Origin of the sequence: Dactylosporangium sp. NPDC050688 (assembly GCF_040654515.1) — a bacterium.
Classification (GTDB): Bacteria; Actinomycetota; Actinomycetes; order Mycobacteriales; family Micromonosporaceae; genus Dactylosporangium.
The window spans coordinates 1-19650 of record NZ_JBFAIC010000016.1; the positions used below are offsets into that span (position 1 = coordinate 1).

Here is a 19650-nt window from a genome sequence, read left to right on the forward strand (position 1 = left end):
GGGTAGCTCGCCCTGCAGGATGATCCGCTCACGGCTGCGCTGGATCCGGGGATCCGGAATCGGGGCGGCCGAGATCAGCGCCCGGGTCCGGCACGGCGGCTGTACGGCAGTGACGAGGTGCGCCAGCATGGACGGTATGCCGCACGTACCACGTCCGGCTGAATCGTTCATTCCTCGCCGCTGCGCTTGCGCCAGTCGCGCATCGCGTCGCGGATCTTGTCGAACACCGCGATCGGCGGGCCGACCATCACGTTGACGGCTCCGGATTCCCCAGCCGCCGGATGTGGACGCGTCGGCACGACCGCCTCGGCCGCCTCGAACGTGCTCGCCATCCGGCGCAGCCGGTCACGGTCGGCATGCGTGCGCAGTTGCGAGAACTCTTGCTGCTCCTCCTCCGTGGCATGGGTCACCACTGATTCGGCCAGGACGCTCAGGTGCTGGTCGAACTCCGGGTGGTCGATCCCCATGTCGTAGAGGTCGGCGAGCGCCCGCTTGGCATCCGACTCCTCTTGAAGCCGTTCGCCGACGATCGTGTCGCCGTTGGGAATCATGTCGCGCGCCGCCGGATGCACGACGACTTCCTCGGCGTTCTCGTGCACCGCCAGCATCCTGACCAGATCGTGGAACAGCTCCTCCTTCTGCTTTCCCTGAGCGGAGCTGACGCGGGTGAACATCTGCTTGATCTCGTTGTGCCGGGCGAGCAGGATCTCCACGATGTCGCGCTGCTTCGACGGTTCGCCGATGGCCTGCGTGACATCGTTCGGCGAGGCGAACCGGTCACGGGGAAGTTCCCGCAGGGTCCGCATGACGTTGTCGTCGGCACCGTGGTCGCGAGCCTGCTCGACGAGGTGCTGTTTGTCCGTCGGATAGTCCACGTCGCCGAGGTAGCGCTGGACCTCGATCGCGCTAGCAGTCATGGCGGGGTGCTACCCACCGGTGCGTCGTCCAAGCCGCTCAACAGGCGGTATCGGACCGCGTTCATCCCGTCCGTACGCACATGGAGTGGCGATGCCGGCCGACGGCGTGCCGTGGGCCGAGTGCGACCTCGCCGGCACCCTGGCCGCGCAGGAAACCACCCGCCGGCCGCCGCCCAGTTGGGTGGCCATGTGGCACGGCGACACCTCCGAGCCCGGCGACACCCCACCCGGCGCTGCAGGCAGCGGCCTCAACAGGGCCGGGGCACCGCCCTCTCCTGCCGGCCGGCGGCGACGTGAATTGCTTCACCAAACCACCCTGCGACGTGCCCCGCACGCTCCGGCACATGCAACATATCCGGACCGAAGGCGTGTTTCGGGCAAACGCCGCCCTGTCTCGCCTTGACGTGTCGCCGAAGGCCGGTGGCCCATACGGACGTCGCGAGCAGGGTGGCTGCTGTCGTCCAACCGAGCAGAAGTGGACGACAGCGTGCGCAAGGTCTTCATAGCGCTGCACGAGCGCGACTTCCGGATCTGGATGGGCGCCGGCTTCGTGTCGGTCAGCGGCACCTGGATGCAGTCGCTCGCCGTCAACTGGTACGTGCTGCAGACCACGGGATCCGCAGGCTTGATGGGCCTGACCGTGCTGCTGCAGTCGCTGCCGGTGCTGCTGCTCAGCTCCTGGGCCGGTGCGCTCGCCGACCGCCTGCCCGGCCGGCCGCTACTGCTGTGCACCCAGCTGCTCCATGCCTTATTGGCGGTCTTCCTGGCCGTCATCACCTGGAGCCAGCTGGGTGGCCTCGCAACGGTGTACGCCATCTGCGCCATGGGCGGTGTGGTCAGCGCCATCGAAGGCCCCGCGATGGGCCGGTTCGGCTCCACGCTCGTCAAACCGGCCGCGCTGACCAACGCGCTGTCGCTCGGCTCGCTGGTCAACTCGTGCGGCCGGATTCTGGGCATGGCGCTGGGTGGCATCGCGGCCGCGATGATGGCTCCAGCGCTCCTCTTCGCCGCAAACGCGGCAAGCTTCCTCGGGGTCGTCATAGCGCTGCTGGCCATCCGGCCCCGCCACGGTGCCGCTGCGACGACGGCCGCACGGCCGCACGGCGAATCGCCGCCGTCACCCGCCCACGACGTCGAGACGATCGCGCACGGGGTCAGGGCCGGTCTGCGGTACCTGCTCCGGCAACCCGTCATCCTGATCACCCTCGGACTCGCCACGGTGCTCGGCAGCCTGGGACGCAACTACCAGGTGACCATGGCGGCGATGAGCAACGGCCCGCTGGACATCGGGCCGTCCGGCTACGGTCTGTTGTCCATGTTCTTCGCGGCCGGCACGGTGATCGGCTCACTCATCGCGGCCTGCCAATCGAACCTGGGCTATCAGACGCTGATCGGCGCCGGGCTGATCACCAGCCTGCTGCAACTCTTCTCCGGGCTGTCGATCGGACTGTGGAGCTTCGCCACCGTCATGCTGCTGATCGGCGCCGGCGCCGTACTGATCGACACGACAGTGTCGGCTCGCGTGCAGTTGGACACGCACACCGAGATGCGCGGCCGGATGCTGGCCGCCATGTCGATGACCGGCTCGCTCGCCGGAGCCGTCGGTGCACCACTGCTGGGCTGGCTCTCCGAGTGGGTCGGACCGCGCCAGACCCTCGTCCTGGCCGGCACGCTGACCGCGGCGGCGTGCGTTGCCGCAGGCATGGCCCTGGGCGGTGCACGGCGCCGGTGGTCCCCACCTGTCCACCCCGAGCCGGTGCCGGTGACCCCCTGAGCGCTCCAGACCGTCACCAGTCGTGTCGAGCGGCCGCCAGACGGGCATCGCTGACGAGCGCGGTACACCCCGGCGTTCGGAGTGCGGCAGCCGTTCCCGTACTCCACGAACGCCGCCCCGGCGGAACGTGGCCAGGGCGCGGGGACCGCCGACGGTCCCCGCGCCCGGCCTTCACATCAGCTGTACACCTCGAACTCCAGCAGCGAGTAGCCCCACGCCGTGGCGCGCGTGGTGCCGTTGATCCGCACATAACGGCCGGTGGCGTTCAGCGCCGTGTTGTCGTCCACGCCGCCGTCGCCGCCGGTCACCGAACGCACCGTCGTCCAGGTATTACCGTCCGCCGACGTCTGGATCTGGTACGCCGAACCGTACGCCGCCTCCCAGGTCAGCTTGACCCGGCCGATGGCGTAGGACTGGCCGAGGTCGACCCGGATCCACTGCGGATCCGCGAACGCGCTCGCCCACCGGGTGGTCAGCGAACCGTCCACGGCCGCCGACGCCGGGTAGACGGCCGCCTCGGTGCTGGATGCGGTGGCCGGCTTGTTCAGCGCCAGGTTGCCGCTGACCGGGGGCGTGCTGCCGCCGTACACCTCGAACTCCAGCAGCGAGTAGCCCCACGCCGTGGCGCGCGTGGTGCCGTTGATCCGCACATAACGCCCTGATGCGTTGAGCGCGGTGTTGTCGTCCACGCCGCCGTCGCCGCCGGTCACCGAACGCACCGTCGTCCAGGTGGTGCCGTCCGCCGACGTCTGGATCTGGTACGCCGAACCGTACGCCGCCTCCCACGACAGTTTGACCCGGTCGATGGCGTAGGACTGGCCGAGGTCGACCCGGATCCACTGCGGATCGGCGAACGCGCTCGCCCACCGGGTGGTCAGCGAACCGTCGACGGCCGCCGAGGCCGGGTAGGACGCGTTCTCGGTGCTCGACGCGGTCGCCGGCTTGTTCAGCGCCAGGTTCGCCGACGGCGGCTGGGTGGTGCCGGCGGTGAACGTGAAGTCGTCGATGTCGAACAGGGCGCCCGCGCCGCCGGTGAACACCAGGTACAGCTGGTGCGTGCCGGACGGCGGGGAGATGGTGCCGGTGACGTCGACGAACGTCTCCCAGCCGCCGGTCGGCGTGACCTGCACCGTGCCGGCCACCGGGCCGGTCGGCGAGTCGGTCCGCACGCTGATGGTGCCGCCGACGCCGGCGGAGGCGACCCGCGCGGTGAAGGTGGTGGCGCCGGCCAGGTTGTAGGTCGGGAACGAGATCCAGTCGTTGTTCTCGATGTAGCCGACGGCGTTGCCGCCGTGCGCGGTCGCCTTCGCGGCGATCTGCACGCCGTTCATCGTCTGGTAGTGCTCCGCCTGGCGGGTCCGCGGCTGCAGCACGTGCTGGTCCTGCACCGCCGCCCCGCTGACCGGGGTGTACTGCGCGTTGATCACGCCGAAGATGTTCGCGGCCGCGTCGTGCTCGCCGTCGACCGTGGTCTGCAGCGTGCCGGTGCACCCGGTCTTGCTGGTGATCGGGTGGCCGTGGCTGTCGTGGCCGAGGATGTAGCTGACCGTGACCCGGCCGCAGTCGACGGTGCCCGCGTTGGGGTCGGTCACCTGCACCTGGAACGGGATCGCGTCGCCGAACTTGAACAACGTCCCGTCCGCCGGGGTGACCAGCGTGACGCTGGGTCTGCCGACGCCGACGACGACGCTGGCGGTGGAGGTCCGGCCGGTGCTGTCGCGCACCGTCAGGGTCGCGGTGTATTCGCCGTTCGCGGTGTACGTGAACGTCGGGTTGGCCGCGGTCGAGTCGGTGCTGCCGTTGGTGGTGAAGTCCCACGCGTACGTGATGGCGTCGCCGTCCGGGTCGTTGCTGCCGGCCGAGCTGAACTGCACGGTCAGCGGTGCCGCGCCGGCGCTCGGGGTGGCCGAGGCCTGGGCGACCGGGGCCCGGTTGCCGCCGCTGTTGTACTCGATGCGGTACAGGGCCGAGTTGGCGTCGCCGCCGAACCAGCCGGTGCCGTAGTCCAGCACGTACAGGGCGCCGTCCGGCCCGAACTCCATGTCCATGATCGCGGTCCCGGACCACGGGATCTGCTCGATCGCGCCGGCCGTGCCGTTGGTGTTCAGCGTGGCCGCCTTGATCCAGCGGCTGGTGAACTCGCCGAGGAAGGCCTTGCCGTTGTACGAGGCCGGGAACTTCACGTCGGAGACCAGCGAGGGGTTGAAGTTGTAGACCGGGCCACCCATCGGCCCGCCGCCGCCGAGCTCGGGTCGCCAGGGTCCCGCGCCACCGTACGGCAGCCAGGCGGCCTGCGACGGCGGGAGGTTGGTGATGCCCGTGTTGTTCGGCGAGTTGTTCGTCGGGCCGCCCGCGCAGTTGTACAGGCCGAGCGACGGACCGGTCGGGAAGACGTACTCGTTGTACGGGGTGTTGTAGTTGGAGCAGTACGGCCAGCCGTAGAAGCCCGGCTGGGCGATCCGCTCGAACGAGACGGTGCCGGCGGGGCCGCGGTTCGGGTCGGCGGTGCCGGCGTCGGGGCCGTAGTCACCGAGGTACACGACCCCGGTGGCCTTGTCCACGCTCATCCGGAACGGGTTGCGGAAGCCCATGGCGTAGATCTCGGGCCGGGTCTTCGCGGTGCCCGGGGCGAACATGTTGCCGGCCGGGATGGTGTAGCCGCCGGTCGCGCCCGGCTTGATGCGCAGCACCTTGCCACGCAGGTCGTTGCTGTTGCCCGCGGTGCGCTGCGCGTCGTAGGCGGGGTTGCGGTCGGCCCGCTCGTCCAGCGGCGCGTAGCCGGCCGAGTCGAACGGGTTGGTGTCGTCGCCGGTGGACAGGTACAGGTTCCCGGCGGCGTCGAAGTCGATGTCGCCGCCGACGTGGCAGCACATGCCCCGGCTGGTCGGCACGTCAAGGATGGTCACCAGCGAGTTCGGGTCGATGGTGTAGTCGTCCCGGACGGTGAACCGGCCCAGCTTGTTGACCCCGTTGAACGGCGCGAACTGGGCCGCGGTGCCGGTCGTCGGGGCGTCGCCGCCGGGCGTGGACAGCGGCGGCGCGTAGTAGATGTAGACCCACTTGTTCGACGCGAAGTTCGGGTCCGCCTTGATGCTCTGCATGCCCTCCTCGTCGTGGCTGTACACCGGCAGGGTCATGGCGACCTTGGTGTTGCCGTTGACGTCGGTGTACCGCACGACGCCGTCGCGGGAGGTGTGCAGCACGCCGCGGTTGGGCAGGACGGTGAGGCCCATCGGCTCGCCGGTCTCCGCCGCCCCCTTGGCGAGGTTCACCTGGCTGAACGTGCCCGCGGCGGCCGGCACCGTGCAGTTGCCGAGGTTCTGCGCGGCGTACCTGATGCCGCCGAGCAGGTGGGTGCGGAAGTTCGCCTCGCTGTAGCTCTCGATGGTGTGGCCCAGGCCGGTGTACCAGGAGCGACCGCCGTCGTAGGGGCGGCACCAGGAGATCGGGTGGTCGCCGTTCATGGTGCCGCCGCTGTAGGTGGCCTCGTTGAGGTTGGCCAGCACGTGCACCTGCGAGCGGGGGTTGGTGCGGTAGTTGTACAGCTCGTCGGTGCGGTTCCAGTTCGCCGGGATGCCGGCGTTGGACGGGTGGGCGGTGTCCTCGATGCGCACCGTGACCGGCTGGATCGCGGGGTGGCTGGCGAAGTAGGCGCCGACGAGGTTGCCGTACCACGGCCAGTCGTACTCGGTGTCCGCGGCGGCGTGCACGCCGACGTAGCCGCCGCCGGCGCGGATGTACCGCTCGAACGCGGCCTGCTGGTTGGCGTCGAGGACGTCGGCGGTGGTGGACAGCCAGATGACCGCCTTGAACCTGGCGAGGTTGGTGTCGGTGAACTGGCCGGCGTCCTCGGTCGCCTCGACCGTGAAGTTGTTCTGCGCGCCCAGTTGCTGGATCGCGGCGATGCCCGCCGGGATCGCGTCGTGCCGGAACCCCGCGGTCTTGCTGAAGATCAGCACCGAGAAGTCGGCCGCGAACGCCGGAGCGATGTTGAAGCCCGCTCCGGCCAGCACGAGGGCGACGCAGAGCAGCACTCTGCGGAACATGATCGGTTGCACCTCTCTAACGCAGAAAGCAGCGAACGACGTGCGCCGATCACGTCAGATCTCTGGGCCGCGGTCGGGTGACCCCGCGGTCGGGCCCCGGCGTGCGGGCACGGCGTCGCCGCCGCCCGCGCCGGCGGGTGGATGGGGATGTGTCGGTGATGTCGCGCGGGCGTCGCTGCCACGCGGGTGGACGGCACGCCGAGGTCGCGGCAGGCCACGCCGCCTCGCCGAAGGCCGCGGGTGCCGCTGGGTGCCGCTGTCGGGGGTTGGTGACGGGCCCGGTGCCGTTGGCGGCGGCGGCCGGACCGGGGCGGGGGTTTACTCCTTCCACCTCGTCAGAGAGCGCTCTCTCATCGAGGTGCCGACCAGTTAAGCAGACTCCCCACCACCTGGCAACGGTTCATCGACTTCCGTGCACATCTCGATGGGTACGGCGGCGGCGGAGGCCGCCTGCACCGCCCCCGGGGCGGCGGCACAGGCGGCCCGGGATCAACGCAGTACGGCGCGGGCGCGCAGCAGCTCGGCGACCGACCATGCCTGGAACGGGCAGCCGGTGGCGGCGTGCGGGGCGTCGCCGTCCAGCGTCTCGGACACCGAGCCCAGGCCCCACTCCGACAGGTGCAGCTCCAGGCCGTCCAGCACGCCGTCGGTGTCGGCGCCCACCCGCCGGGCCGCGTCGACGAACGGGCCGATCAGCCACGGCCAGACGGTGCCCTGATGGTAGGCGCGGTCACGCTCGGCCGGCCCGCCCCGGTGCGTGCCCTGGTACCCGGGCGAGCCGGGTGCGAGGGAGCGCGGGCCGACCGAGGTCAGCAGCGCCGCCCGGCAGGCCTCGACGGTGCGCCGGTCCGCCGCCGGTACATGCGGCAACGCCACAGCCAGGAGCTGGTTCGGGCGCACGGACGGGTCGTCGCCGCCCGGGCCGTCCACGACGTCGTACAGGCCGCCGCCGTCGGGGCGGGGGAAGCGCCGCTCGAACGAGGTGGCGGCGCGGGCGGCTGCGGCGGCCCAGTCGTTGCGCCGGCCGATCCGGTCGAACAGGGCCCCGGTCGTGGCCAGACCCTCGATCCACAGAGCGTTGATCTCGACGGCCTTGCCCTGCCGCTCGGTGACCGGCTCCCCGCCGACCCGCGCGTCCATCCAGGTCAGCGCGTAGCCGGGCTTGCCCTGGGTGAGCAGGCCGTCGGCCGGGTCCGCGGCGATGCCGTACCGGGTGCCACGCTGGTGGCAGCGCAGGATGTCGGCCATCGCACCGGCCAGCCCGGCGACGGTGTCCAGGTCGTCGGTCGCGGCGGCGTACCGGTCGATCGCGCGCAGGAACCACAGCGCGGCGTCGGCGGTGTTGTACTCCAGGGTGCCGGTGTCGGCGGTGTTGGCGAGCATCCCCTCCGACACGGTCGCGCCGGCGCGCAGCAGGACCTGCCGCGCGTCGTCGTGCCGGTTGGTGGTGAGCAGCAGCCCCTCGAAGGACGTCATCAGGTCGCGGGACCACTCGCCGAACCACGGATAGCCGGCCATCGCGGACGGGCCCGTGGGCGTGTCGACGATGAACTGGTCGGCGGCGACGGCCAACTGCCGGCCGGTGTCGTCGGTGGCGCCGGCGAGCCGGGCGAGCGCGCGGGCCCGGTCCCGGGCAGCGGCAACGATCCCGGTCGCGCCCGGCAGCACACCGCCGAGGTCACCGCCGGGGTGCGTCCCGCCGGCGGCGGCCGCGGTGATCGAGGCACTCTCGCCGGGCGCCAGCTCGGCGGTGAACCAGCCGGCGGCCCACAGGTCCTCGACGGCGTTCAGGCCGCGGGCGGCCTCCTGCCGGGTGTGCACGCCGCGGTACCACTCGCCGCCGGGCCGCCAGTCCGGCCCGCTCACCCGGTACGCCCCCTCGAACTCGAACCCGTCGGCGACCGGGGTCACCCGCGGCTCGCCGTCGCCATGGCGTTCGCCGTGCGCGTCGCGCCACGTGCACAGCGGGGTCAGCTCCAGGATGACCGGGCGCGGGGCGCGCAGGACGCGGAACACGACGCCGACCGCGGGCCGGCCGTGCGCCATCGCGAGCTCCCGCTGCAGCACCACGTCGCCGAGGTCCCAGCGCCACGACGGTACGCCGTCCTCGAGCCGGAACTCCGCGAGGTGGACGTGCCCGGCGGGGTCGACGGCGCCGCCGGCCCACTCGTCGGCCGCGAGCCGGAACACCCGATCCCCGGCGCGGACCACCGGGTCGACGGCGGCCAGGCCGAGCATCCGGGAGGCCCCGCCGGGCGCCGCGACGACGAGCAGGCCGTGGTACCGGCGGGTGCGCAGGCCGGCGACGGTGCCCATCGCGTAGCCGCCCAGCCCGTCGGTGACCAGCCACTCGCGGGTGGAGGCCGCCTCGAGGTCGCCGCACAGCTGGCGGCCGAAGCTGATCATCGCCGTGCCCCCGGCAGCGCCGACGGGCGCGCGACGAGCTCGGCGAGCAGCCCCGTCCAGCCGGTCTGGTGCATCGCGCCGAGGCCGGCGCCGTTGTCGGCGTGGAAGTACTCGTAGAACAGCAGGTTGTCGCGCCAGTTCGGGTCGTGCTGCAGGCGGTCCACCCAGCCGAAGGCGGGCCGGCGACCGTCGGGGCCGCGCCGGTACAGCGACAGCATCCGCTGCCGGAGATCCTCGGCGATCTCGCCCGCGGTGTACTGCCGCCCCGAACCGGTCGGGTACTCGATCTTCACCGAGTCGCCGATGTTGGCGTGGTAGTCCTCGAGGGTGCGCAGCACCAGGTAGTTCAGCGGCATCCACAGCGGGCCGCGCCAGTTGGAGTTGCCGCCGAACATGCCGGTGCTGGACTCCGCCGGCTCGTAGCTGACGGTCGCCGTCCAGCCGGGCAGCTCGACGCTGAACGGGTGCTCGGCGTGCCAGCGGGACAGGGCCCGCAGCCCGTACGGCGACAGGAAACTGTCCTCGTCGAACAGGTGCGGCAGGATCCGCCGGGCCCGGCCGTGCGCGGCGACGCCCACGGCGACCAGGTCCTCCTCGCCGCCGGCGCCGCCCAGCACGTGATGCTCGGGCATCTCGGCGAAGCCCTTGGACAGCCGGCGTACCCGTGCGAACTCCTCCTGGCGCAGCGCCTTGGTGGCGAACAGCGGGATGACGCCGACCATCGAACGGACCCGCAGCGGCATGCTGGAGCCGTCGGCGGCGCGCAGCACGTCGTAGTAGAAGCCGTCCTGCTCGTCCCACAGGTCGTTGGTGCGCATCGCCTCGGAGATGAGCGCGAAGTGCTCCAGGAACTTCACCACGAGGTCGTCCAGCGCCGGGTCGTGCTTCGCCAGCTCCCGCGCCATCTCCAGCAGGTTCAGGCAGTAGAACGCCATCCAGGCCGTCGCGTCGGACTGCTCCAGCCGGTACCCCGGCGGCAGGTGCGACCGGTCGATCGGGCCGATGTTGTCCAGGCCGAGGAAGCCGCCCTGGAACAGGTTGCGGCCTTCGGCGTCCTCCCGGTTGACCCACCAGGTGAAGTTCAGGACCAGCTTGGAGAACACCCGCATCAGGAACGCCGTGTCGCGCCGGCCGTCGATCTGGTACACCTGCATGGCCGCCCACGCCTGCACCGGCGGGTTGAGGTCCTCGAACGCCCACTCGTAGGCGGGGATCGCGCCGTTGGGATGCTGGAACCATTCCCGGCACAGCAGCACCAGCTGGTATTTCGCGAACGCGGGGTCGAGGTGGGCCAGGGCGACGGCGTGGAACGCGGAGTCCCACGCGGCGAACCACGGGTACTCCCACGGGTCCGGCATCGACATGATGTCGGAGGCGTCCAGGTGCCGCCAGCGGGCGTTCCGGCCCTGCTGCCGGCCGGGCGGCGGCGGGGGCTGCGCCGGGTCGCCGTTGAGCCAGCGGGCGACGTCGTAGTTGTAGAACTGCTTGCCCCAGATCATGCCGGCGAACCCCTGCCGCATGATCATGGCGTCCTCGGCGCTGGTCCCCGCCGGGGTCAGCGCCGCGTAGAAGGCGTCGGCCTCGGTGCGCCGCTTGCGCAGCACCCGCTCGAACGACGGGCCGAACGCCTTCGGGTCGGCCTGCGGCGCGAGGCGCAGCGACAGCTCGGCCGTCTCGCCGGGCTGGACCGTGACCTCGTACCAGAACGCGGCCTTCGTGCCCTCCCGCTCCGGGTTGACGGTGGCGGCGCCGTGCACCACGTGGTCGTTGATGCCGTCCTTCGGAAACGGCGTGGCCGGCTGGCTGCCGAACAGCCGCGGCGCGTTGGTCTCGTTCTCGCAGTACACCTGCCGCGGCATCGCGCCGTCGGGGCCGGGCGCGGCCTGCAGCACCATCGGTCCGAGGCTTTCGTGCTCCACGGCGATCGCGGCGTCGCCGGCGGCGGCCAGGCGGGGCTTGGGCCGGCCCGCCTCCCACGACCACGTGTTGCGGAACCAGACGGTCGGCAGCACGTGCAGCGTCGCCGCGTCCGGGCCGGGGTTGGTCAGTCGTACCCGGATGCGCAGGTCGTCGGGGTCGGCCTTGGCGTAGTCGGCCTCGACGATCCAGTACCGGTCGCCGTCGAACACGCCGGTGTCCAGCAGCTCGAACTCCGGCTCCTCGCGGGAGCGGCGGCGGTTCTCGTTCACCAGGTGCTCGTAGGGGAACGCCTGCTGCGGGTAGTGGTACCGCCAGCGCAGCCACGCGTGGCTGGGCACGGCGTCGAGGTACCACCAGTACTCCTTGGCGTCCTCGCCGTGGTTGCCCTCGTTGCCGGTCAGCCCGAAGATGCGTTCCTTGAGGATCGGGTCCTGCCCGTTCCACAGGCCGAGGGCGAAGCAGAGGCGCTGCTCGGCGTCGCAGATGCCGCCCAGGCCGTCCTCGCTCCACCGGTACGCCCTGGACCGCGCGTGCTCGTGCGGGAACGCCTCCCAGGCCGTGCCGGCGCCGCTGTAGTCCTCGCGGACGGTGCCCCAGGCCCGCTCGCTGAGGTACGGGCCCCACCGGTACCAGGGGCTGGCGTCGGCGAGCCCGTCCTCGGGCCGCCCGAACGCCGCCACCCGCTCCCGCTCCGGATTACTCATGCCGTCCCCTCCGCTGCGCTCCGGCGCCGGCCTGAGCCCCACCCTGCACCCATGACTCGCAGCCCTCCGCTCCGCTCCGGCCCGCTCATGCCGTCCCCTCCGCTGCGCTCCGGCGCCGGCCTGAGCCCCACCCTGCACCCATGACTCGCAGCCCTCCGCTCCGCTCCGGCCCGCTCATGCCGCCAGCGCATCATCTGCCGGTGTGCCGGGGCGTCACCTGCCCCGCATGACTCGGCCGCGGTCACTCGACCCGGGCGCTGGCCCGGAACACGCGCGGGACGGCGATGGTCGGCGCGGCGCCCCGGGACTCGACGGCCCGCGGACCGAGGCTGACGCCACCGTGCCGGATCGCGTACTGGTGGGCGGGTTCAGGGGGCTGGTATCCCTCGTACGGGTCGGATCCGGGAATCTGCACCAGGGGCCACTCGGCGGTCTCTGCCGCCCAGGAGGGGGCGGCCTGGCGCCGGGTCGCACGGTGCCAGCCGTCGCCGACGGTGGCCACCCCGCGGTCGGGCCGCCGCTCACCGGGCGCGCCGGCGGGCGAACTGGTGGGGCTGGGAGCGACCACGGGCAGCAGGATGGTGTCGCCGGTCCAGAGGAACGTGTCGCCGTGCCAGCGGCGGCCGCCGCGGCTGTCCGCGGCCACGGGCTGGCCCGCCGACGCCTGCACCGCGGTCGCCCGGCTCAGCGCGGCCGGCGGCAGCGCGACCACGGCGGCGAGGACCACGAACGCGGCCGCGACGAGGATGAGGAACAGCGCGCCGACGCCGGTGCCGTACGCGCCGGCGGCGATCTGGCCCAGCCGGTCCGGCAGCTGGCCCGGGTCCAGGATGCCGCCCTGGTCCAGCCGCGCGTTGAGGACGAGCCGCTGCGCCGACGGCAGCGTGGCCGCGTCGTGGCGGACCCGCTCGGCCACCCCGGTCTGGATGAACGCGCCGAGCGCCGCGATGCCGATCGCCCCGCCGAGACTGCGGAAGAACGTGACGGCCGCGGTCGCGGCGCCGATGTTCGCGGGTGACACCGCGTTCTGGGTGATGACGACGAGGTTCTGCAGCAGTGCCCCGACGCCCGCGCCGAGCAGGAGCATGCCGGCGGCGACCGTGGCGTACGGGGTGTCGGCGCGCAGCTGGGCGAGCCACCCGACGCCGACGACGAGCAGCACGCCACCGCCGATGAGGTACGGCTTCCAGGTGCCGGACCGGGTGATCAGCCGCCCGACCACGGTCGTGGACACCATCAGCCCGAGCATCACCGGGATCGTCATCAGCCCGGACATGACGGCGGAGGCGCCGCGGGCGAACTGGAAGTACTGCGGCAGGTACACCAGCGAGCTGAACATGACCGCGCCGGTGGCGAGGCTCGCGACGACGGACAGGCTCACCGTCGTGTCGCGGAAGATCGCCGGCGGGATGAGCGGGAACGGTGCGCGCAGCTCCACCCGGACCGCCCAGCCGAGGCAGGCACCGGCGGCGGCGAGCAGCAGCCAGCCGACGGTGGACGTGCGGCCGAACTCGGCGCCGCCGGCGGTGAGCCAGATGAGGAACAGGCCGATGCCGGCGCTGATCAGGGTGGCGCCGGCGTAGTCGACGGTGACCGCCTTGCGCTCCCGGGCCGGCAGGTGCAGCGAGCGGCGGACCATGATCAGCGCGGCCACGGCGACCGGCAGCACGAGATAGAAGTTCCAGCGCCAGCCGGCGGTGTCGGTGATCAGCCCGCCGACCAGCGGGCCGAGGATGTTGGCGCTGGTCAGGGCGGCGCCGATGCGACCGGCGTAGCGGCCGCGCTCGCGGGGGCTGATGATGTCGGCCAGGATGATCTGGCTGAGCGCGGCCAGGCCGCCGGCGCCGACGCCCTGCACGACCCGCATCGCGATGAGCAGGTTGAGGTTGTCGGCGAGCCCGGCCACGAGCGACGCGATGACCAGCAGCGCGATGCCGGCCTCGAAGAGCTGCCGGCGGTCGAAGAGGTCGGCGAGCTTGCCCCAGATCGGGGTCGAGACCGTCATGGCGAGCAGCGTGGCGGTGGCGATCCAGGTGTAGGAGGCCTGGCCGCCGCCGAGCTCGGGGACGATCACCGGCAGCGAGGTCACCACGACCGTGGAGGAGATCGCGGCGACGAACATGCCCGTCAGCAGCCCGCTCAGGGCCACGGTGACGTTGGTGCCCGGGTTGCCGGGCGGGTTCTGGTCGGACATGGCTCCTCGCTCTGCTGCGGTGACCGGCACGGGCGGGTGATGGGCTGCGTGGGGGGCCTCGCTGGACCGCTTGGAATCCCGGCCCACCGGCGAGTCGGGCTCAGCCGGTGGGCCGGGGTGTCAGGGGGCGTCAGGGGGTGACGGGCGGCTCGGTGACGCGCGGCTGTGTGGCGGCCGGGCGTCAGAAGGCGACGATGCCTTCGCTACCCGGCGGCAGGCCGCCCTTGCTCTCGGTGATCACGCCGGGCGTGACGACGGTCGGCACGTCGTCGGCGACGCCGTAGCCGGGCAGCGGGGTGAGGGCGCCGCTCTTCTCGACCCGCCAGGCGCTGATCGACATCTTGTTGGAGAACTGCGCGCCCTCGACGTGGGTGGACAGCCGCGGGTCGGCGAGCTTCTCGTCGAAGCCGACCGTCAGCACGTACAGGAAGCGGCCGTCGGCGCTCAGGGCCATGTCCTGCGTCGCCCGCTGGTCACGGGTCACGGCGAGGTGGCCGTCGTCCGGGAAGACCGACGCCTTGCCGTCCTTGTCGAAGCGGATGCCGGAGATGGTGCCGCTCTGCGCGTTGCCGAGGTAGAGCACGTTCGGGTCCAGCAGGCTGTCGACCGTCCAGCACGCGGCGATCTCCACCGTGCTCAGCGACGCGGTCATGACCTCGAGGGTGTTGTCGTCCTTGAGCTTGTACGTCGACAGCGCGCCGTACTTGTACTCAGCCCCGACGACCTCGCTGGAGACCAGGGTGTCCTTGCCGCGGAACGTCGCGGTGAACGGGCCCGGGCCGCTGGACTTGTTGGACACGCCGGTGCCGAGCTTGCCGTCCTCACCGATCGGGAACACGTCGATCTTGTTCGCCTGCCGCTCGGTGACCACGAGCTTGGTGCCGGCGGGGTTGAACGACACCTGCGACGGCGCCGCGGTCGGGCCGCCCGGCAGGTTCGTCACCGCGCCCTCGATGGCGGTCAGCTTGCCCTCGCCGTCGACCTTGAAGCCGGCGACCGACGCCGACGGGCCGTTGGTGTTCGGGGCGAGGCCGCCGGCGTTGGCGACGTAGAGCAGGTCCTCGTGCAGCGCGACGGAGACGGGCCGGCTGCCCCCGGACGGCACCCGGCTGACCAGCTCGACCTTGCCGCCGTCGACGGACAGCGAGGACACCTCGTTGCTGCCGGCGTCCACGGCGAACAGGAACTTGCGGTCGGGGCTGGCGATCAGCGCGCCCTGGGAGACCAGCGCGTCGCTGGCGTCCTCCAGGTCGTGGCCGCGGCCGGCGCCGAGGCCGCCGGTGGGGACGATGCCCTTGCGGACCAGGCCGCCGTAGGCGTCGCGCTGGAAGATGACGATCGAGTTGCCGGACTCCTGGTTGCTCATCACGTACACCCAGCCGGTGGTGCCGGCGATCGGCCCGCCGGACGGGACGATCTCGTCGTTGTCCGCCACGCTGACCGCCGGTCCGGCGCCGAGGAACCCGCCGAGTGCCGCCGGCCCACCGACCAGCACCGCGGGCACCGCCATGACGGCGATCGCCGCGCTGACCCAGTGCCGAGTTTTCATGACTGTTTCCCTCCACGTTTGTACTCATTTATCGATGTCGATGCCGTTGGGTGCGGGCCGGGCACTGGGCCTGGCGGGGATGGGCTCAACCTACGGGGTACGCGGACCGCCGTCGATGCGTTCAGCGTTGCCGCGCGACCACCGCGTCCACAGTGGACAGTTCAGGTGTGCGACCGCGGCGCGGGCACAGTCGAACGCCGCACGGTCCTGCCGCGCTCCGGTGCGCGCCGGTCACTTGGCCGCGGTGGTCAGGACCGGTTCCGGCGTGACCGCCGCCAGGTCCCGCTCGACCATCCGGCGCGGGTAGAACCGGTGCAGCAGCGGGCCGGCCATCGCCGTCGTCACGATCGCCATCACGACCATGAGGGAGAACAGGTCCCGGTCGATGATCGAGTGCTGCAGGCCGACGGTCAGGAACACGATCTCGGTCAGACCGCGGGTGTTCATCAGCGACGCGAGCGTGCCCGACTGCCGCCCGCCGAGGCCCGCGGAGCGGGCGCAGAGGTACGCGCCGCCGAACTTCCCGCCGACCGCGACCGCGAGGATCACCGCCAGCTCGACCAGGCCGCGGGTACCGACGGTGGACAGGTCGACCCGCATGCCGGAGATGACGAAGAAGACCGGCAGCAGGATCGTGCCGCTCACCGGTTCGATGCGCTCCACGAGCACCCGGCGGAACTCGGCGAAGCCCTGCTTGGGCATCATCGCCCCGTACAGGAACGCGCCGAAGATGAAGTGGATGCCGATCCGCTCGGTGGCGTAGCTGGACACCAGCAGCCCGGCGAGCACCAGCGACAGCAGCCCCGGGGTGAGCGGCCGCGGCCGGCCGTCCACGGTGCAGGCCTTGCGCAGCAGCGGCCGCACGACCAGCACCATCAGCAGCACGTAGGGCACCACGAGGGTGACCTCCCACTGCCCGCCGGCGGCGTACCCGCCGATGGCCGTCACGAACGCCAGCATCCCCCACGCGACGACGTCGTCGACCGCGGCGCTGGCCAGCGCCAGCCCGCCGATCTCCAGGCGGTTCATCTTCCGGTCGGTCAGGATCCGGGCCAGCACGGGGAATGCGGTCACCGACATTGCCGCCCCGATGAACAGCACGAACGGCAACCGGTCCGACACGCCGTGGTTGCCGGCCATCCACAGCGCGGGACCGACGGCGAGCGCGAAGGGCACAGCGATCGAGCCGACCGACACCGCCACCGCGACCCGGCCCCTGCCCTTCAGCAGCGTCTGGTCGAGCTCGAGGCCGACGCAGAACATGAACAGCACCAGGGCCACGTTCGCCAGGGCCGCCAGGGCGGTGCCGATCGACGCCGGGAAGAGCATGCCGCGGATGTCGGCGCTGAGCAGCGTCGGACCGGCGAGGATGCCGGCGGTGAGCTCCCCCAGGACCGCGGGCTGCCCGAGCCGGCGGGCCACGGCGCCGAACACTCTGGCGAGGACGATGATGATGGCCAGGGTCAAGAACAGCTGTGCGAGCTGGTACGTGGTCACGAAAGGCCTTTCTCGGTGCCGGGTGGCGGGCTCAGAGGTGACGGTTGGACTCGTACCGCAGCCAGCGGTCGCCCATCCAGATCACCGTGCCGGGCCCGATCGGGGTCAACGTGTTCGCCGCGATGTGGGTGGGCTGGACACCCGGTCGCTGCAGCCGGGTGCCGTTCTTCGAGTCGAGGTCCTCGACGTAGACGTCCCAGTCGATGAGGCTGATCCGCGCGTGCTGCCGGGACACGGTCAGCGCCGGCTCGTCCAGCACGAGCGGCTGCGCGATCCCGGCGACCACGTCCCGGTCGGCCTGCGGCTCCCGGCCGACCACGAGGTCGCCGTTCAGGACGAACGTGCCGCCCCGGTCCAGCACCAGCACGCCGAGCGGGGGGCGCAGGCCGTCCTGCTCGACGGAGGTCGCCTGGGTCATCGACATGCCGCAGACGCCGCAGTACTTGAGCCGCGGGTCGTTGAAGTGCCCCTCCGGGCAGTGCAGCCCGCTCACCAGCGGGGCGTGCGGCTGCACGGCCGGCGGCGGCTCCGGGTGCCCGTCGCCGGGGTCCCGGCGGCCCGGCGCCACGACGGGGACCGCCACGGTGGCGCGGTGCTCGACCTGCGGCCGCTGCCCCACCGCCACGTGCGACGCGGTGTCGTGCAGCGCCGGCGCGGGCGGGGCTACGGATGCCGACGCGGGTGCGGGTGCCTGCGCGGGTGTGGCGGCGTGCGGGGGCGCGGTGGGCATGGGTGCCGGTGTCAGCGCCGGTGCAGGGGCGGCCACCGCCATCGAGTGGGTCGCGGGCGCCGCCACCGGGGCGGGTGCCGGGGTGGGTTCCATCATCGGGGCCGGTGCCGGTGCCGGTGCCGGTGCCGTGGCCGGCGCTGGGGCTGCGGCGGGTGCCGGGGCGGTGGGTGCCAGCCTGGGTATGCCGCCGGCGAACGCGATGCTCACCCCGGCCGCCACGACCACGCCGACGTCGAGGCGGGTCCGCGGGTCGGCGTCCGCCGCGCCGGGCAGCTCCAGGCGGACGGCGTCGACCGGTGCCGGCAGGACCCGGGCCACCGCGGCGATGTCGTGCTCTCCCGACAGGGTCGTCGACTGCCCGGCCGCGTCGATGTGGGCGCGGGCACCGGCGTACACCAGCACGGCGAGGCGACCGTCGCGCGTCGGCCCGCAGGCGGCGCACGCGGCGACCGCACCGGCGTAGTCGGCGGCGAGGACCGCGGCGATGCGGCGCACCAGCAGCACCCCGTCCCCGCCGGCCGCGACGACCTCGGCGAACGCCTTGACCACCGCTCCGATGCCGGCCTCCGCCCCGGCGAGGACCAGATCACCCTGGCGCATCACCAGCCCGTTGCCCGGCAACGGCCGCACGGTCATCCCGGACATCGTGTCCGCCATGCCGCCGGCGGCACCACTCATCGGGTCCGCGGCCATCGCATCGACGGCACCGCCCCGCATGCCGTCATCCATCACGCCGCCCATCACGTCGCCCATGGCGTCGTGCATAGCGTCGTGCATAGCGTCGTGCATGGCGTCGTGCATGGCGTCGGGCATGGCGTCGGGCAGTTCCTCGGCCTCGGTCATCCCGGGGGCATCGGTCACGGCCGGGGTGGGCGCGGCAACGGTGAGGACCGAGGCCGCCCGGCTCGCCGCGGCCCGGGCGGCGGCCGCCCGGGCCGCCGCCGCGCGCCCCGTGGCCGTCCGCATCGTCGTCACCCGCGTCGTCACGGTCCTGACCGGCGCGGCCGCCACGACGTGCGGTGCCACCGGATGCGGCGCCACAGGACGCGGCGGGACCGGATGCGGTGCGGCGGCGGGCGCCTGCGGCGCAGCGGTGTGCGGCGCCACGTTCGCGGTGGCGGTGCGGCGCGGCTTGGTCTTCGCCGCCGCCACGGTCACCGCCTTGACCGCCTTCGCCGCCTTCGCGGGCGGCGCCTCGGTCGCATCGGCGCCCGCGGTCCGGGACTTGCCTGCCGTCGCCTTCGCCACTGCTGGCTTCGCTACTGCCGGCTTCGCCGCCCGTGTCCCGGCGGCGGCACGTTTCCGGGTCGCCGGTGCGGGCTCAGGCGCCTCAGACTCCGGCTGCGCCGCCGGGGACGGTGGCTGCGGCTCGGGGGTCGTGGCGCGCCGGCGCCGGGCAGGGCGGGGCGGCGGGGACGAGCCCTCGCCGGCCGGTCCGGTCGCGGCGCCGCCGGTCACCGTAGGCATCGTCATAGCAGCCGACCTCCATGAAATCTCCAGCGTGGAAAGGGAACCCGCATCGGCCCGTTCGCGATCAGCCACACGCACAGCCACACCACGAGGAAGTGGATGCTGAAGGCCGCGAACGACGGGGCGTGCAGCCCCGGCACCGACCCCCGCTGGGCCAGGAACCACACCAGCGCGCCCTCCGGGGCGAAGGTCAGCAGCCCGAACAGCGTCGGCCAGTCCTTCTCCCAGCGGAACTGCATGAGGACGTGGTAGACGAACTCCCAGCCGACCCCGAGCACGGTGACGGCGGCCAGCAGCAGGTACGTCGTGCCGTACCGGGGCTGCAGCGGGCCGCCGCCCGGCAGGAACGGGGTGAGCAGGGCAGTGACCAGCGCGCCGACCGTGGCCAGCAGCGCGATACGGGTCTGGATGCGGCCCGTCAGGGTGGGAACCATGTGTGTCTC

Annotated in this window: 10 protein-coding genes; 1 reads left to right on the forward strand and 9 read right to left on the reverse strand. The window is 72.4% G+C overall.

Annotated elements, in window-relative coordinates; all coding sequences use genetic code 11:
• Positions 1 to 167: 167 nt before the first annotated feature.
• On the reverse strand, positions 168 to 875 hold the full coding sequence (locus tag AB0H83_RS17665; protein ID WP_360094324.1) for a DUF2795 domain-containing protein: 708 nt from the start codon (positions 873 to 875) through the stop codon (positions 168 to 170).
• Between the two features lie 517 nt (positions 876 to 1392).
• Here AB0H83_RS17665 and AB0H83_RS17670 point away from each other — a divergent pair.
• Positions 1393 to 2691 (forward strand): MFS transporter, encoded by a 1299-nt coding sequence (locus AB0H83_RS17670; RefSeq protein WP_360094327.1) that lies wholly within the window; start codon positions 1393 to 1395, stop codon positions 2689 to 2691.
• Positions 2692 to 2867: 176 nt separating this feature from the next.
• On the opposite strand, the gene AB0H83_RS17675 is transcribed toward AB0H83_RS17670, so the two are convergent.
• The 8 genes from AB0H83_RS17675 to AB0H83_RS17710 form a co-directional block, all read right to left on the reverse strand.
• Positions 2868 to 6737, reverse strand: coding sequence for a ThuA domain-containing protein (locus AB0H83_RS17675; protein WP_360094330.1), 3870 nt, complete (start codon positions 6735 to 6737; stop codon positions 2868 to 2870).
• 489 nt (positions 6738 to 7226) lie between these two features.
• Positions 7227 to 9143, reverse strand: a complete 1917-nt coding sequence (locus AB0H83_RS17680) for an amylo-alpha-1,6-glucosidase (protein ID WP_360094333.1) — start codon at positions 9141 to 9143, stop codon at positions 7227 to 7229.
• Complete coding sequence (locus AB0H83_RS17685; RefSeq protein ID WP_360094336.1) at positions 9140 to 11767, reverse strand: glucosidase; 2628 nt, start codon at positions 11765 to 11767, stop codon at positions 9140 to 9142. Before AB0H83_RS17685 ends, AB0H83_RS17680 begins: the two co-directional genes overlap by 4 nt.
• Before the next feature lie 241 nt (positions 11768 to 12008).
• Complete coding sequence (locus AB0H83_RS17690; RefSeq protein ID WP_360094339.1) at positions 12009 to 13961, reverse strand: MFS transporter; 1953 nt, start codon at positions 13959 to 13961, stop codon at positions 12009 to 12011.
• Positions 13962 to 14142: 181 nt separating this feature from the next.
• Positions 14143 to 15510, reverse strand: a complete 1368-nt coding sequence (locus AB0H83_RS17695; protein ID WP_360094342.1) for a hypothetical protein — start codon at positions 15508 to 15510, stop codon at positions 14143 to 14145.
• 231 nt (positions 15511 to 15741) lie between these two features.
• Positions 15742 to 17007 carry a cation:proton antiporter gene (locus AB0H83_RS17700; protein ID WP_360094345.1) on the reverse strand — a complete coding sequence of 422 codons (1266 nt, stop codon included), beginning with the start codon at positions 17005 to 17007 and terminating at the stop codon, positions 15742 to 15744.
• A gap of 31 nt (positions 17008 to 17038) precedes the next feature.
• Positions 17039 to 19210 (reverse strand): FHA domain-containing protein, encoded by a 2172-nt coding sequence (locus tag AB0H83_RS17705; RefSeq protein ID WP_360094348.1) that lies wholly within the window; start codon positions 19208 to 19210, stop codon positions 17039 to 17041.
• Positions 19207 to 19641 carry a hypothetical protein gene (locus tag AB0H83_RS17710; protein ID WP_360094351.1) on the reverse strand — a complete coding sequence of 145 codons (435 nt, stop codon included), beginning with the start codon at positions 19639 to 19641 and terminating at the stop codon, positions 19207 to 19209. The genes AB0H83_RS17705 and AB0H83_RS17710 overlap by 4 nt, the downstream gene beginning before the upstream one ends.
• Between the last annotated feature and the right edge of the window lie 9 nt (positions 19642 to 19650).